Source organism: Enterobacter sp. I4 (assembly GCF_022669095.1).
Classification (GTDB): domain Bacteria; phylum Pseudomonadota; class Gammaproteobacteria; order Enterobacterales; family Enterobacteriaceae; genus Enterobacter; species Enterobacter pasteurii.
This window is the reverse complement of sequence record NZ_JALBUO010000002.1, coordinates 457,363-472,123: the sequence shown is the minus strand read 5'-3', so window position 1 is coordinate 472,123 and position 14,761 is coordinate 457,363. Positions and strand designations below refer to the sequence as shown.

At 56.9% G+C, this 14,761-nt stretch carries 14 protein-coding genes and 1 other annotated feature; of the genes, 11 read left to right on the top strand and 3 right to left on the bottom strand.

Translation table 11 applies throughout. The features are described from left to right. Nucleotides 1-53: 53 nt before the first annotated feature. From MOQ06_RS14500 to MOQ06_RS14475, 6 genes are all read left to right on the top strand, one after another. The gene (locus tag MOQ06_RS14500; RefSeq protein WP_148420022.1) at nt 54-740 is read left to right on the top strand and encodes a tRNA/rRNA methyltransferase; all 687 of its coding nucleotides are present in this window, start codon (nt 54-56) and stop codon (nt 738-740) included. Between the two features lie 211 nt (nt 741-951). Beyond that, nucleotides 952-1,020 (top strand): thr operon leader peptide, encoded by a 69-nt coding sequence (gene thrL, locus MOQ06_RS14495; RefSeq protein WP_015572623.1) that lies wholly within the window; start codon nt 952-954, stop codon nt 1,018-1,020. Then, nucleotides 959-1,076 (top strand) — a sequence feature (Thr leader region). Its footprint overlaps the gene before it by 62 nt. 25 nt (nt 1,077-1,101) lie before the next feature. Then, nucleotides 1,102-3,564, top strand: a complete 2,463-nt coding sequence (thrA, locus tag MOQ06_RS14490) for a bifunctional aspartate kinase/homoserine dehydrogenase I (protein WP_242173690.1) — start codon at nt 1,102-1,104, stop codon at nt 3,562-3,564. 1 nt (nt 3,565) lies between these two features. Then, the gene (gene thrB, locus MOQ06_RS14485; protein ID WP_242173688.1) at nt 3,566-4,495 is read left to right on the top strand and encodes a homoserine kinase; all 930 of its coding nucleotides are present in this window, start codon (nt 3,566-3,568) and stop codon (nt 4,493-4,495) included. A gap of 3 nt (nt 4,496-4,498) precedes the next feature. Further along, complete coding sequence (gene thrC / locus MOQ06_RS14480; RefSeq protein WP_242173686.1) at nt 4,499-5,785, top strand: threonine synthase; 1,287 nt, start codon at nt 4,499-4,501, stop codon at nt 5,783-5,785. Between the two features lie 244 nt (nt 5,786-6,029). Continuing rightward, nucleotides 6,030-6,317 (top strand): DUF2502 domain-containing protein, encoded by a 288-nt coding sequence (locus tag MOQ06_RS14475; protein WP_242173685.1) that lies wholly within the window; start codon nt 6,030-6,032, stop codon nt 6,315-6,317. A 31-nt stretch (nt 6,318-6,348) separates the two neighbouring features. On the opposite strand, the gene yaaA is transcribed toward MOQ06_RS14475, so the two are convergent. Together yaaA and MOQ06_RS14465 are read right to left on the bottom strand one after the other, a co-directional pair. Then, complete coding sequence (gene yaaA / locus MOQ06_RS14470) at nt 6,349-7,122, bottom strand: peroxide stress protein YaaA (RefSeq protein WP_242173681.1); 774 nt, start codon at nt 7,120-7,122, stop codon at nt 6,349-6,351. Between the two features lie 66 nt (nt 7,123-7,188). Further along, nucleotides 7,189-8,619, bottom strand: coding sequence for a sodium:alanine symporter family protein (locus tag MOQ06_RS14465; RefSeq protein ID WP_242173679.1), 1,431 nt, complete (start codon nt 8,617-8,619; stop codon nt 7,189-7,191). 262 nt (nt 8,620-8,881) lie between these two features. Between MOQ06_RS14465 and tal the strand changes: the two genes are divergently transcribed. The 3 genes from tal (at nt 8,882) to MOQ06_RS14450 (ending at nt 11,980) form a co-directional block, all read left to right on the top strand. Beyond that, nucleotides 8,882-9,835 carry a transaldolase gene (tal, locus tag MOQ06_RS14460; protein WP_148420029.1) on the top strand — a complete coding sequence of 318 codons (954 nt, stop codon included), beginning with the start codon at nt 8,882-8,884 and terminating at the stop codon, nt 9,833-9,835. Between the two features lie 112 nt (nt 9,836-9,947). Then, the gene (gene mog / locus MOQ06_RS14455) at nt 9,948-10,535 is read left to right on the top strand and encodes a molybdopterin adenylyltransferase (RefSeq protein WP_176608742.1); all 588 of its coding nucleotides are present in this window, start codon (nt 9,948-9,950) and stop codon (nt 10,533-10,535) included. A gap of 122 nt (nt 10,536-10,657) precedes the next feature. Beyond that, nucleotides 10,658-11,980, top strand: coding sequence for an MFS transporter (locus MOQ06_RS14450; protein ID WP_242173676.1), 1,323 nt, complete (start codon nt 10,658-10,660; stop codon nt 11,978-11,980). On the opposite strand, the gene satP is transcribed toward MOQ06_RS14450, so the two are convergent. Then, a complete protein-coding gene (satP, locus tag MOQ06_RS14445; protein WP_148420032.1) occupies nt 11,957-12,523 on the bottom strand; it encodes an acetate uptake transporter in 567 nt (188 codons plus the stop codon). The two genes, MOQ06_RS14450 and satP, sit on opposite strands and share 24 nt — an antisense overlap. On the opposite strand from satP, the gene MOQ06_RS14440 reads away from it, so the two are divergent. Together MOQ06_RS14440 and dnaK are read left to right on the top strand one after the other, a co-directional pair. Next, nucleotides 12,468-12,866, top strand: a complete 399-nt coding sequence (locus MOQ06_RS14440; protein WP_176678613.1) for a hypothetical protein — start codon at nt 12,468-12,470, stop codon at nt 12,864-12,866. The genes satP and MOQ06_RS14440 overlap by 56 nt on opposite strands. After that, entirely contained in the window at nt 12,818-14,731 is a 1,914-nt protein-coding gene (dnaK, locus tag MOQ06_RS14435) for a molecular chaperone DnaK (RefSeq protein WP_006810169.1), read from the top strand. The genes MOQ06_RS14440 and dnaK overlap by 49 nt, the downstream gene beginning before the upstream one ends. The last annotated feature ends 30 nt before the right edge of the window (nt 14,732-14,761 follow it).

Here is a 14,761-nt window from a genome sequence, read left to right as displayed (position 1 = left end):
ATGTTGAAGTGAATCACATTTTTATCAGCTAACTGCTTAAAAAGAGAGCATAAATGCATCTATCGATTGTGCTGGTGGCGCCAGCAAGAGCCGAGAATATTGGCGCTGCGGCGCGCGCCATGAAGACCATGGGTTTTACGGATTTGCGTATTGTGGACAGCACGGCGCATCTGGAGCCTGCCGCGCGCTGGGTGGCGCACGGTTCGGGGGATATTCTCGATAATATAACCACTTACGCTACGCTCGCCGACGCGCTGCACGATATTTCTTTTACCGTCGCCACGACCGCACGCAGCCGGGCGAAGTTTCATTACTACGCCACGCCCGCCGAGCTGGTGCCGATGCTGAGCGAGAAAAGCCAGTGGCTGGAGAAAGCGGCGCTGGTTTTTGGCCGCGAAGATTCCGGGCTGACCAACGATGAGCTGGCGCTGGCTGACGTGCTGACGGGCGCGCCAATGGTGGCGGATTATCCATCGCTAAATCTCGGGCAGGCGGTCATGGTCTATTGCTATCAATTAGCATCCTTAATACAAATTTCTCAGCCGCCAGTGACGGGAACGGATGAAAACCAGCTGGCTGCGCTGCGCGCGCGCGTGGAAAACCTGCTTGGGCAGCTGGGCGTAGCGGACGATCAAAAACTGGTGGACTGGCTGCAGCAGCGCTTAGGCCGACTTGAACAGCGCGACACGGCAATGTTGCACCGATTGCTGCATGATATTGAAAAAAAATTGACCGAGTAAAATAGTGTCATAGGTTTTTATTATGGCCGTTCCTGCTGATGTCTGGGGTTGCATCTGGGTTATTCCGATGAAAATAAATCTGCGCGCAGCGGGACGTGAGAACGTCACAAACTGTGATCGAATTAAAAATTCATTGACTTAAGGTGCCCGATCCTTTAACCCTAAAAGAATACAGCACAGACAGATAATAATGACAGAGTACACAACATCCATGAAACGCATCAGCATCACCACCATTACCACAACCATCATCATTACCACAGGTAACGATGCGGGCTGACGCGTACAGGAAAAACAGAAAAAAGCCCGCACCTGAACAGTGCGGGCTTTTTTTTCGGCTAAAGGAAATGAGGTAGAACCCATGCGAGTGTTGAAGTTCGGCGGTACGTCAGTGGCAAATGCAGAGCGTTTTCTGCGCGTTGCCGATATCCTGGAAAGTAACGCCAGGCAGGGGCAGGTTGCCACCGTGCTCTCTGCCCCGGCCAAAATAACGAACCACCTGGTGGCGATGATTGAAAAAACCATCGGTGGCCAGGATGCACTTCCGAACATCAGCGACGCCGAGCGTATTTTTGCAGAACTGCTGCAGGGGCTGGCAGACGCCCAGCCAGGCTTCCCGCTGGCGCAGCTGAAAACCACCGTTGAACATGAATTTGCCCAGATCAAACACGTTCTGCACGGTATCAGCCTGCTGGGCCAGTGCCCGGACAGCATCAACGCGGCGCTGATCTGCCGGGGTGAAAAACTCTCTATCGCCATTATGGAGGGCGTGCTGGAAGCGCGCGGACACGGCGTGACCGTAATCGATCCCGTTGAAAAACTGCTGGCGGTCGGCCACTACCTCGAATCCACCGTCGACATTGCCGAGTCGACTCGCCGCATTGTCGCGAGCAAAATTCCGTCTGACCATATGATCCTGATGGCGGGCTTCACCGCCGGAAACGAGAAGGGCGAGCTGGTGGTGCTGGGCCGTAACGGCTCCGATTACTCTGCTGCCGTACTGGCGGCCTGCTTACGCGCAGACTGCTGTGAGATCTGGACCGACGTCGACGGCGTATATACCTGTGACCCGCGTCAGGTGCCGGACGCCAGGCTGCTGAAGTCGATGTCGTATCAGGAAGCGATGGAGCTTTCTTACTTCGGCGCTAAAGTGCTTCACCCGCGTACCATCTCTCCGATTGCCCAGTTCCAGATCCCTTGCCTGATTAAAAATACCGGTAACCCGCAGGCGCCGGGCACGCTGATTGGCGCCAGCTCGGATGAAGATGGCCTGCCGGTGAAAGGCATTTCTAACCTGAACAATATGGCGATGTTCAGCGTCTCCGGCCCCGGGATGAAGGGCATGGTCGGCATGGCAGCCCGCGTGTTTGCCGCCATGTCCCGCAACGGCATTTCCGTCGTGCTGATCACCCAGTCCTCTTCCGAATACAGCATCAGCTTCTGCGTGCCGCAGGGCGACTGCCTGCGCGCCCGCCGCGCGCTGGAAGAAGAGTTCTACCTTGAGCTGAAAGAGGAGCTGCTGGAGCCGCTCTCCATTCAGGAGCGTCTGGCCGTGATCTCCGTCGTTGGCGACGGCATGCGCACCCTGCGCGGTATCTCTGCCAAATTTTTTGCCGCGCTGGCGCGGGCCAATATCAATATCGTGGCGATTGCGCAGGGGTCGTCTGAGCGTTCAATTTCCGTGGTTGTGGATAACGATGATGCCACCACCGGCGTGCGCGTGGTTCACCAGATGCTGTTCAACACCGATCAGGTGATTGAGCTGTTCCTGGTTGGCGTCGGCGGCGTCGGCGGCGCGCTGCTGGAGCAGGTGAAGCGCCAGCAGGAGTGGCTTAAGAAGAAACATATCGATCTGCGCGTCTGCGGTATCGCTAACTCCAGGGCTTTGCTGACTAACGTTCATGGCCTTAACCTGGAAAACTGGCAGGCGGAGCTGGAAGAGGCAAAAGAGCCGTTCAACCTGGGCCGCCTGATCCGTCTGGTGAAAGAGTATCACCTGCTTAACCCGGTGATCGTCGACTGTACCTCCAGCCAGGCGGTTGCCGACCAGTACGCGGACTTCCTGCGCGAAGGGTTCCACGTGGTAACGCCGAACAAAAAGGCCAACACCTCGTCGATGGATTACTATCACCAGCTGCGCCTGGCGGCGAGCAAGTCCCGCCGCAAGTTCCTGTACGACACCAACGTGGGCGCGGGTCTGCCGGTCATCGAGAACCTGCAAAACCTGCTGAACGCGGGCGACGAACTGCAGCGATTCTCCGGCATTCTCTCCGGCTCCCTGTCGTTTATCTTCGGCAAGCTTGATGAAGGCATGAGCCTGTCGGAGGCCACCCGCGCCGCGCGCGAGCTGGGCTACACCGAGCCGGACCCGCGTGACGATCTCTCCGGCATGGACGTGGCGCGCAAGCTGCTGATCCTGGTGCGCGAAACCGGCCGCGAGCTGGAGCTGTCGGACATTGTGATTGAACCGGTACTGCCGGCGGAGTTTGACGGCAGCGGGAACGTTGATGCCTTTATGGCGAAACTCCCTCAGCTGGACGACGCCTTTGCCGCTCGCGTTGCGAAAGCCCGTGATGAAGGTAAGGTATTGCGCTATGTTGGCAACATTGAGGAAGATGGCGTGTGCCGCGTGAAGATTGCCGAAGTGGACGGCAACGATCCGCTGTACAAGGTGAAAAACGGCGAGAACGCGCTGGCGTTTTACAGCCACTATTATCAGCCACTGCCGCTGGTGCTTCGCGGCTATGGTGCAGGGAATGATGTGACGGCGGCGGGCGTGTTTGCCGATCTGCTGCGTACCCTGTCATGGAAGTTAGGAGTTTAACATGGTCAAAGTTTATGCCCCGGCTTCCAGCGCTAACATGAGCGTTGGGTTTGACGTGCTGGGCGCGGCGGTGACGCCGGTTGATGGTTCGCTGCTGGGCGATACGGTTACGGTAGAAGCGGCAGACCGCTTCAGCCTGAATAACGTGGGCCGCTTCGCCAGCAAGCTGCCGTCTGACCCGCGCGAGAACATCGTTTATCAGTGCTGGGAGCGCTTTTGTCAGGAGATCGGCAAAAGCGTGCCGGTGACCATGACGCTGGAAAAAAGCATGCCGATTGGCTCCGGGCTGGGCTCCAGCGCCTGCTCGGTGGTCGCCGCGCTGGTGGCGATGAACGAGCATTGCGGCAAGCCGTTAAATAACAGCCGCCTGCTGGCGCTGATGGGCGAGCTGGAAGGGCGCATCTCCGGCAGCATTCATTATGATAACGTCGCCCCCTGCTTCCTCGGCGGCATGCAGCTGATGATCGAAGAAAATGGCATCATCAGCCAGCAGGTGCCAGGGTTTGATGAGTGGCTGTGGGTGCTGGCCTATCCGGGAATTAAAGTTTCTACCGCCGAAGCGCGCGCGATCCTGCCCGCGCAGTATCGTCGTCAGGACTGCATTGCCCACGGGCGTCATCTGGCGGGCTTTATCCACGCCTGCTATACCCGTCAGCCGCAGCTGGCGGCGAAGCTGATGAAAGACGTTATTGCCGAGCCGTACCGCACTAAGCTGCTGCCCGGCTTTAACGAGGCGCGACAGGCGTCTATGGATATCGGCGCGCAGGCGTGCGGCATCTCTGGCTCCGGCCCGACGCTGTTTGCCTTATGCGACAAGCCAGACACCGCGCAGCGCGTGGCGGACTGGCTCTCTAAACACTACCTGCAAAATCAGGAAGGCTTTGTTCATATTTGCCGTCTGGACACGGCTGGCGCACGAGTACTGGGATAACGAATGAAACTCTACAACCTTAAAGATCATAACGAGCAGGTCAGCTTCGCGCAGGCGGTGACTCAGGGGCTGGGCAAAAATCAGGGGCTGTTTTTCCCCCATGACCTGCCGGAATTTCAGCTGACCGACATTGATGAGCTGCTGAAGCAGGACTTTGTCACCCGCAGCACCAAAATTCTCTCCGCGTTTATCGGGGATGAAATCCCACAGGAGCTGCTGGAAGAGCGCGTGCGTGCGGCGTTTGCTTTCCCGGCTCCGGTTAAGCAGGTGGAGCCGGACGTCGGCTGTCTGGAGCTGTTCCACGGCCCTACGCTGGCGTTCAAAGACTTCGGCGGTCGCTTTATGGCGCAGATGCTGACCCACATCAGCGGCGACAAACCGGTGACCATCCTGACCGCAACCTCCGGCGATACCGGTGCGGCGGTCGCCCATGCGTTCTACGGCCTGAAAAACGTGCGCGTGGTGATCCTCTATCCGAAAGGCAAAATCAGCCCGCTGCAGGAAAAACTGTTCTGCACGCTCGGCGGCAACATTGAAACCGTGGCGATCGACGGTGACTTCGATGCCTGCCAGGCGCTGGTGAAGCAGGCCTTCGATGATGAAGAGCTTAAGGCTGCGCTGGGGCTGAACTCCGCCAACTCCATCAACATCAGCCGCCTGCTGGCGCAGATCTGCTACTACTTCGAGGCGGTGGCCCAGCTCCCGCAGGAGGCGCGCAATCAGCTGGTGGTTTCCGTGCCAAGCGGTAACTTCGGTGACCTGACGGCGGGCCTGCTGGCGAAATCGCTCGGTCTGCCGGTGAAGCGCTTTATCGCCGCCACCAACGCCAACGACACCGTGCCGCGCTTCCTGAAGGAGGGTAAGTGGGCGCCAAACGCCACCCAGGCGACGCTCTCCAACGCGATGGATGTGTCGCAGCCAAACAACTGGCCGCGCGTGGAAGAACTCTTCCGCCGCAAGATCTGGCGCCTGAGCGACCTCGGCTATGCGGCAGTGACGGACGAAACCACTAAAGCGACCATGCGCGAGCTGAAGGCGGTGGGCTATACCTCTGAGCCGCACGCGGCGATTGCCTACCGTGCGCTGCGCGACAGTCTTCAACCGGGGGAGTATGGCCTGTTCCTCGGCACGGCGCATCCTGCCAAGTTCAAAGAGAGCGTGGAAGCAATTCTGGGCGAAACGCTGCCGCTGCCAAAAGAGCTGGCCGAGCGCGCCGACCTGCCGCTGCTCTCCCATGAGCTGCCGGCAGATTTCGCGGCGCTGCGTAAGCTGATGATGACGCGCGGATAATTTTTGTTGGGTGGCGGCTACGCCTGACCCGATCCACATCAGCTCTGAACAGAGGCCGGGCAAGCGCAGCGCTACCCGGCTTTTTTGTGAAGAAATTAAGGAGGAAATAAGCAGGAAAAAAGCAGAAATTCCCAATAAATGCGGTCACTTAGCGTTTAGGATTGCAGAGAATAACATCCCCCGTTCCCTTCACGTACTCTCCTTACATCGGCCCACGCTGGGCAAGAAGAATAAGGAGTCATCGATGTCTACACTGAAACCTGCATTCATCGCGCTTTCACTGATGCTGGCCGTTCCCATGGCGGTACAGGCAGCCGAGATCACCCTCGTGCCTGCGGTAAAACTGCACATTGGCGATCGGGACAATAGCGGGCACTACTGGGATGGCGGCCGCTGGCGCGACCATGACTGGTGGAAGGCACACTATGACTGGCGCGATAACCGCTGGCGTCCGCACGATGAACGTCGCGACCGTCACGACCATCACCGTCATGACGAGCGTCGTCCGGGGCCGGACCGCAAACACCATTAATGCAAACCCCGCCAGCTGGCGGGGTTTGGCTTTACTGCTCGTGGCGCTTAAACACCAGCTCGTTTTTCCCTGACGATGCTTCATCAAAGAAATAGCCTTCGCTGTTGAATCCGGTAAGCTGCTCCGGCTTCGTCAGGCGGTTTTGAATGATGTAGCGGCTCATCAGGCCGCGCGCTTTTTTGGCGTAGAAGCTGATGACTTTGAATTTGCCGTTCTTCTCGTCGAGGAACACCGGCTTGATAATGTCCGCATTCAGCTTTTTCGGCTTCACCGATTTGAAGTACTCATCGGAGGCCAGATTAATCACCACGTTATCGCCCTGAGCCTGGAGCGCCGCGTTAAGCGTCCCGGTGATGATATCGCCCCAGAAATGATACAGATCCTTGCCTTTGGCGTTTTCGAGGCGGATGCCCATCTCCAGCCGATACGGCTGCATCAGATCCAGCGGGCGCAGCACGCCGTACAGGCCGGACAGCATGCGCAGATGCTGCTGGGCAAAATCGAAGTCCGCTTCGCTAAACGTTTCTGCCTGCAGGCCGGTATACACGTCACCTTTGAAGGCAAGCAGCGCCTGGCGGGCGTTGGCCGGCGTGAAGTCCGGCTGCCACTCATGGAAGCGGGTGGCGTTCAGGTCTGCAAGTTTATCGCTGATGCCCATCAGCGAGGCGATCTGCGGGGTGGACAGCTTACGCGCCTCGCGGATCAGCTGTTGTGAATAATCCAGCAGTTCCGGCTGGGTATAACGCTCGGTGGCGAGCGGGCTCTGGTAGTCGAGCGTTTTTGCAGGTGAAATCAGAATCAGCATATCCAGTCCTTGCAGGAAATTTAGAGCGACTTTAACAAAAAATCGCCCTGAATTGATCGATAGCTGTTATTGCCGCGGCAAATCATCCCAGGTGCCGGGGGCGAGTTGCGACTCAATTTCGGGATAGCGCGAGGCGTCAAAGACGGGCGGAACGCCGAGCTTGCGCTGCCGCAGGTAATCGCGCGCGATGAGCGTCACAACGGGCGACAGGAGCAAGATTGCCGTCAGGTTGGTGATGGCCATCAGCGCCATGATGACATCCGCCAGCTGCCAGACCATCGGCATGCTGAGCATGGAGCCGACGATCACCATCACCAGCACCCCCGCGCGAAGCACAGTGCGGCTAAGGCGGGAATTGACGTTCAGGAAGATAAGATTGTTTTCGGCATAGATATAGTTCACCGCAATGGAGCTGAAGGCAAAAAGCCCCAGCACGAGCGCGACAAGGCCGGCACCCCATCCGCCGACGTGGCTGACCAGCGCCTGTTGAACCCAGTGAATGCCGGCCGTGCCGGACGGTTGCTGAACGGCATCGGCCAGCAGCATTATCATCGCGCTGGCGGAGCAGATAACAATCGTGTCCGTGAAGACGCCAATCATCTGCACAATGCCCTGCGCGGCGGGGTGCGGAGGCCAGGATGCGGCCGTGGCGGCAGCGTTCGGCGTGGAGCCCATTCCCGCTTCGTTTGAGAACATCCCCCGCTGAAAGCCCGCCGTGAGCGCCTGGCTAATGGTGTAGCCCAGCGCGCCGGAGGCCGCTTCGCGCCAGCCGAACGCGCTTTTGAAGATGGTGACGATGACGTTAGGCACCTCATCGATATGGATCGCGCACACCAGCAGGCTGGTGGACACCCACAGCAGCGCCATAACGGGTACCAGCCACTGCATCAGGCGGGCAACCCCTTTCAGCCCGGTCACAATGGTCAGCAGGGTGAGAAGGGCAAGCGCGCCGCCCGTCAGCCACTCGGGACAGTTGAAGGCAAAGCGCAGCGCGTGGGCGACGGAGTTTGCCTGTACGGTGTTGAATATAAGGCCGTAGGCAATCAGCAAAAAGATCGAGAACAGGACGCCCATCCAGCGCATTCCCAGCCCGCGAGCCATGTACCAGGCGGGGCCGCCGCGAAACTGACCGCTGTCGTCCTTTTCTTTGTAGAGCTGCGCAAGCGAGCACTCGGCAAAGGAGGTGGCCATGCCGATGATGGCCGTGACCCACATCCAGAATACCGCGCCCGGGCCGCCGGCGCCGATTGCCAGCGCTACGCCGGCAAGATTACCGCTACCGACGCGGGCGGCGAGGCTGGTACAGAGCGCCTGAAAGGAGGTCAGACCGCCCGGTTGCGGAGTGACGCTGTTTTTCAGACTTCTGCCAAACTTGCGGATATAGCGAAACTGAATCAGCCCGCTGCGCCACGTAAACCAGATACCTGCTCCTGAAAGCAGGTATATCATTATCGAACCCCAGAGAACTTCATTGATAAAGAAAAAGAAATCAGGCACTAACGTCCCTCTTGTTGATGCCAACGTGAATATGTAAGCGCTACCACTGATTGGGCATGCCGTTACTTAGCAGCCTGTTAATATTCTGAGTTTATCATACTCTGCCTAAGCGCACTGTCTGCGGTTGCGCTGCCTCTCACTCGTGTTATCATCAGGGCAGACCGGTTACATCCCCCTAACAAGTAAACCTGTCATTTTTCCGCTGCTGGCAAGCTGTCGGTAGTGTGAATTATCCAGGGAACGTTAAAAGAGAAACACTATCATGACGGATAAATTGACCTCCCTTCGTCAGTTCACCACTGTCGTCGCTGACACCGGAGATATCGCGGCAATGAAGCTGTACCAGCCGCAGGATGCCACAACCAACCCTTCTCTGATCCTTAACGCTGCGCAGATCCCTGAGTATCGCAAACTGATCGACGAGGCGGTGACCTGGGCGAAAGCACAGAGCAATGACCGCGCGCAGCAGGTTGTGGATGCCACTGACAAACTGGCAGTGAACATCGGTCTGGAAATTCTGAAACTCGTTCCTGGCCGTATCTCTACCGAAGTAGACGCACGTCTGTCCTACGACACCGAAGCCTCTATCGCCAAAGCAAAACGTCTGATCAAACTGTACAACGATGCTGGCATCAGCAACGACCGCATCCTGATCAAACTGGCCTCTACCTGGCAGGGCATTCGCGCTGCTGAGCAACTGGAAAAAGAAGGCATCAACTGTAACCTGACCCTGCTGTTCTCCTTCGCGCAGGCGCGTGCGTGTGCTGAAGCAGGCGTATACCTGATTTCTCCGTTCGTGGGCCGTATTCTGGACTGGTACAAAGCCAACACCGACAAGAAAGAGTACGCGGCGTCTGAAGATCCGGGCGTAATTTCCGTAACTGAAATCTACGAATACTACAAGCAGCACGGCTATGAAACCGTTGTTATGGGCGCAAGCTTCCGTAACGTCGGTGAAATCATCGAGCTGGCGGGCTGCGACCGCCTGACCATCGCCCCTGCGCTGCTGAAAGAGCTGGCGGAAAGCGAAGGTGCTATCGAGCGCAAGCTGTCCTACACCGGCGAAGTGAAGGCGCGTCCTGAGCGCATCACCGAATCCGAGTTCCTGTGGCAGCACAACCAGGATCCAATGGCGGTAGACAAACTGGCGGACGGTATCCGTAAGTTTGCTGTCGACCAGGAAAAACTGGAAAAAATGATCGGCGACCTGCTGTAATCATTCCGCGTGACCGGGCTGCCGGTCACGCGTCTTCTCCCTCCGCCTCTGTCTGAAATTCCTCTCTGCGTGTATCATTCCCGTTAATCAGTACTTTTTGGATGAATTGGATATGAATACCTTACGCATCGGCCTGGTGTCGATTTCTGACCGCGCCTCCAGCGGTGTTTATCAGGATAAAGGCATCCCTGCTCTCGAAGAATGGCTGCGCAGCGCGCTGACCACCCCGTTCGAGATCCAGACTCGCCTGATCCCCGACGAGCAGCCGATCATCGAGCAGACCCTGTGTGAGCTGGTGGATGAGATGAGCTGTCACCTCGTGCTGACGACCGGCGGAACCGGCCCCGCGCGCCGCGACGTGACGCCGGACGCAACGCTGGCAATCGCCGATCGTGAAATGCCGGGCTTCGGTGAACAGATGCGGCAGATCGGTCTACACTTTGTCCCGACGGCAATTCTTTCCCGTCAGGTCGGGGTGATCCGCAAGCAGGCGCTGATCCTGAACCTGCCGGGGCAGCCGAAGTCGATCAAAGAGACGCTGGAAGGATTAAAAGCCGAGGATGGCAGCGTCATTGTTCACGGCATATTCGCGAGTGTACCGTATTGTATACAGTTGCTCGACGGGCCGTACGTGGAAACGGACGACAAGGTGGTAGCAGCATTTCGCCCTAAAAGCGCGCGCCGCGAGACAATCTCCTGAAGTTAACTAAAATGTGACATTAGCGCCAGCCGCAGTAGCGTGTAAATGGATTTACGATATAGTAATTTTTTCTTTACGATTGCTGTAAAAAATAATCCACAATACATGCACAATGGTTCGCTATGTCACATAACACCCGACCTCTGAATCGCCAGGACTACAAAACCCTTACGCTCGCCGCCCTGGGCGGCGCGCTGGAGTTTTACGACTTCATTATCTTCGTCTTCTTCGCCGCCGTGGTGGGAGCACTGTTCTTCCCGGCGGATATACCGGAATGGCTGCGTCAGGTGCAAACCTTCGGCATCTTTGCCGCCGGGTACCTGGCGCGCCCGCTGGGCGGTATTGTGATGGCGCACTTCGGCGATCTGGTGGGGCGTAAGAAGATGTTTACCCTCAGTATTCTGCTGATGGCCGTGCCGACGCTGGCCATTGGCCTGCTGCCGACCTATGACTCATTAGGCATTATCGCCCCGCTATTGCTGCTGCTGATGCGGATTCTTCAGGGGGCGGCGATTGGCGGAGAAGTGCCGGGCGCCTGGGTGTTTGTCGCCGAGCACGTCCCTGCGCGCCGCATCGGTATTGCTTGCGGAACCCTGACCGCAGGGCTGACGATTGGGATCCTGCTTGGCTCCGTGGTCGCAACCATCATCAATACCAGCATGACGCAGCAGGCCGTTCACGACTGGGGCTGGCGTATTCCGTTCCTGCTGGGCGGAGCGTTTGGCCTGGTGGCAATGTATCTGCGCCGCTGGCTGCAGGAGACGCCGATATTCCTGGAAATGCAGCAGCGCAAGGCGCTGGCCCGGGAACTGCCGGTGAAGACGGTGGTGGTGCGGCATAAAAAAGCGGTGGTGGTGTCAATGCTGCTGACCTGGCTGCTGTCGGCGGGTATCGTGGTGGTGATTTTAATGTCGCCGGTCTGGCTGCAAAAGCAGTACGGCTTCGCCCCTGCCGTGACGCTACAGGCGAACAGTATCGCCACCGTTATGCTCTGTTTTGGCTGTCTGGCCGCCGGGCTGGCGGCGGATCGTTTCGGGGCCAGCGTGACCTTTATTGTCGGCAGCCTGCTGCTGGCCGCGTCGAGCTGGGCGTTCTACCATCTTGCGGGCAGCCATCCTGAACAGCTGTTCCTGCTGTACGGCATCGTGGGGCTGTGCGTGGGCGTGGTGGGCGCCGTACCGTACGTGATGGTGCGCGCGTTTCCGCCTGAGGTTCGCTTCACCGGGATCTCTTTCTCTTATAACGTCTCGTATGCCATTTTTGGTGGGCTGACGCCGATTGTGGTCACGGTACTGATGGGCGTGTCACCCCTGGCGCCTGCATGGTACGTGCTGGCGTTATCGCTGATGGGGTTGGTATTGGGGATTTGGCTGCGCCAGTCAGAGGGATGTCGTGCCCGCGAGGCGGACACGACAGAGGGATCAGTGTTTTTCACCAATCGGTAAAATGGTGCGGCCGAACTGCTCGTTCAGCACTTCACCCATTGCCAGGTAGATAGCGCTTGCGCCGCACACCAGGCCAATCCAGCCGGCAACGTGAACGATGCCTTCGTTATCCGCCAGGTGGCCAACTGCCAGCAGGGCGAACAGTACGGTCAGGCTCAGGAAGACGAACTGGAGCGCGCGGTTGCCTTTTAACGTGCCGAAGAACATGAACAGGGTAAACACGCCCCACAGGCCCAGGTACACGCCCAGGAAGTGGGCGTTCGCCGCATCCGCCAGGCCCATTTTTGGCATCAGCAGAATCGCGACCAGGGTCAGCCAGAACGAACCGTAAGAGGTGAAGGCGGTTAAGCCGAAGGTATTGCCTTTCTTATATTCCAGCAGGCCCGCGAAGATTTGTGCGATACCGCCGTAAAAAATGCCCATCGCCAGGATAATGCCGTCCATCGGGAACATCCCGATATTGTGCAGGTTCAGCAGAATGGTGGTCATGCCAAAACCCATCAGGCCCAGCGGAGCCGGATTAGCCAACTTAGTGTTGCCCATAAGTCCTCAAAAAATCATCATCAAAATGGTGAAATGGTTAAACCCGCGTCAATTCTCCCTGACGGGGCGCGGCATCATAATGGGCGGCATCGACGCCGTCTATGATCTCATCAGGGTGAAATTAAAAATTTTTTATGTCTCCCCCTTGATGGATGACGTTGCGACCCCATCTTGTAAGCAACCGCAGTGTGTGGACCTGAAAAAAATCAAATCTGGGCAGTTGAAAAAGCACGTTCTGCCCTTATTACAGGTACACAACCACATGTTGACTGAATTTTTAGTGGAGACGTTTAGATGGGTAAAATTATTGGTATCGACCTGGGTACTACCAACTCTTGTGTAGCGATTATGGATGGCACTACTGCACGTGTGCTGGAGAACGCCGAGGGCGATCGCACCACGCCTTCTATCATTGCTTATACCCAGGATGGTGAAACTCTGGTTGGTCAGCCGGCTAAACGTCAGGCAGTGACAAACCCGCAAAACACCCTGTTTGCGATCAAACGCCTGATTGGCCGCCGCTTCCAGGACGAAGAAGTTCAGCGTGACGTTTCTATCATGCCTTACAAAATCATCGCAGCAGATAACGGCGATGCATGGCTTGATGTGAAAGGCACCAAAACTGCACCGCCGCAGATTTCTGCTGAAGTACTGAAAAAAATGAAGAAAACCGCGGAAGATTACCTGGGTGAGCCGGTAACTGAAGCTGTTATCACCGTTCCAGCCTACTTCAACGATGCTCAGCGTCAGGCAACTAAAGATGCTGGCCGTATCGCAGGTCTGGAAGTAAAACGTATCATCAACGAACCAACCGCAGCAGCACTGGCTTACGGTCTGGATAAAGAAGTTGGCAACCGTACTATAGCGGTTTACGACCTGGGTGGCGGTACTTTCGATATCTCTATTATCGAAATCGACGACGTTGACGGCGAAAAAACCTTCGAAGTTCTGGCAACCAACGGTGATACCCACCTGGGTGGTGAAGACTTCGATACTCGTCTCATCAACTACCTCGTTGACGAGTTCAAGAAAGATCAGGGCATTGACCTGCGTAACGACCCGCTGGCCATGCAGCGCCTGAAAGAAGCGGCTGAGAAAGCGAAGATTGAACTGTCTTCCGCTCAGCAGACCGACGTGAACCTGCCGTACATCACCGCAGACGCGACCGGTCCGAAACACATGAACATTAAAGTGACCCGTGCGAAACTGGAAAGCCTGGTAGAAGACCTGGTTAACCGTTCCATCGAGCCGCTGAAAGTTGCACTGCAGGACGCTGGCCTGTCCGTGTCTGACATTCAGGACGTTATCCTGGTAGGTGGTCAGACCCGTATGCCAATGGTTCAGAAGAAAGTAGCTGAATTCTTTGGCAAAGAGCCGCGTAAAGACGTGAACCCGGACGAAGCGGTTGCTATCGGTGCTGCGGTTCAGGGTGGTGTACTGACGGGTGAAGTGAAAGACGTACTGCTGCTGGACGTTACCCCGCTGTCTCTGGGTATCGAAACCATGGGCGGTGTGATGACTCCGCTCATCAACAAAAACACCACTATCCCGACGAAACACAGCCAGGTGTTCTCTACCGCTGAAGACAACCAGTCTGCGGTAACCATCCATGTGATTCAGGGTGAGCGTAAGCGTGCGGCGGATAACAAATCTCTGGGTCAGTTCAACCTGGACGGTATCAACCCGGCACCGCGCGGCATGCCGCAGATCGAAGTGACCTTCGACATCGATGCTGACGGTATCCTGCACGTGTCTGCGAAAGACAAAAACAGCGGTAAAGAGCAGAAGATCACCATCAAGGCATCTTCTGGCCTGAACGAAGCGGAAATCGAAAAAATGGTTCGTGATGCCGAAGCTAACGCGGAATCCGACCGTAAGTTCGAAGAGCTGGTTCAGACCCGTAACCAGGGTGACCATCTGCTGCACAGCACCCGTAAGCAGGTTGAGGAAGCGGGCGATAAACTGCCAGCGGAAGATAAAACGGCTATCGAAACTGCACTGAGCGCGCTGGAAACGTCTCTGAAAGGCGAAGACAAAGCGGATATCGAAGCGAAGATGCAGGAACTGGCACAGGTTTCTCAGAAGCTGATGGAAATCGCTCAGCAGCAGCACGCACAGCAGCAGGCGGGCGCTGATGCTTCCCAGAACAACGCGAAAGACGACGACGTTGTCGACGCTGAGTTCGAAGAAGTGAAAGATAAAAAATAATCGCCCTGATGCAGGGTAATTAATCGGCAC

Bases quoted from the DNA above. Each gene is read 5' to 3' on its own strand.
- dnaK (WP_006810169.1), top strand. From the start codon at position 12,818: ATGGGTAAAATTATTGGTATCGACCTGGGTACTACCAACTCTTGTGTA.
- tal (WP_148420029.1), top strand. From the start codon at position 8,882: ATGACGGATAAATTGACCTCCCTTCGTCAGTTCACCACTGTCGTCGCT.
- MOQ06_RS14440 (WP_176678613.1), top strand. From the start codon at position 12,468: ATGCCAAAACCCATCAGGCCCAGCGGAGCCGGATTAGCCAACTTAGTG.
- thrB (WP_242173688.1), top strand. From the start codon at position 3,566: ATGGTCAAAGTTTATGCCCCGGCTTCCAGCGCTAACATGAGCGTTGGG.
- thrC (WP_242173686.1), top strand. From the start codon at position 4,499: ATGAAACTCTACAACCTTAAAGATCATAACGAGCAGGTCAGCTTCGCG.
- mog (WP_176608742.1), top strand. From the start codon at position 9,948: ATGAATACCTTACGCATCGGCCTGGTGTCGATTTCTGACCGCGCCTCC.
- satP (WP_148420032.1), bottom strand. From the start codon at position 12,523: ATGGGCAACACTAAGTTGGCTAATCCGGCTCCGCTGGGCCTGATGGGT.
- MOQ06_RS14475 (WP_242173685.1), top strand. From the start codon at position 6,030: ATGTCTACACTGAAACCTGCATTCATCGCGCTTTCACTGATGCTGGCC.
- thrA (WP_242173690.1), top strand. From the start codon at position 1,102: ATGCGAGTGTTGAAGTTCGGCGGTACGTCAGTGGCAAATGCAGAGCGT.
- MOQ06_RS14450 (WP_242173676.1), top strand. From the start codon at position 10,658: ATGTCACATAACACCCGACCTCTGAATCGCCAGGACTACAAAACCCTT.
- yaaA (WP_242173681.1), bottom strand. From the start codon at position 7,122: ATGCTGATTCTGATTTCACCTGCAAAAACGCTCGACTACCAGAGCCCG.
- MOQ06_RS14500 (WP_148420022.1), top strand. From the start codon at position 54: ATGCATCTATCGATTGTGCTGGTGGCGCCAGCAAGAGCCGAGAATATT.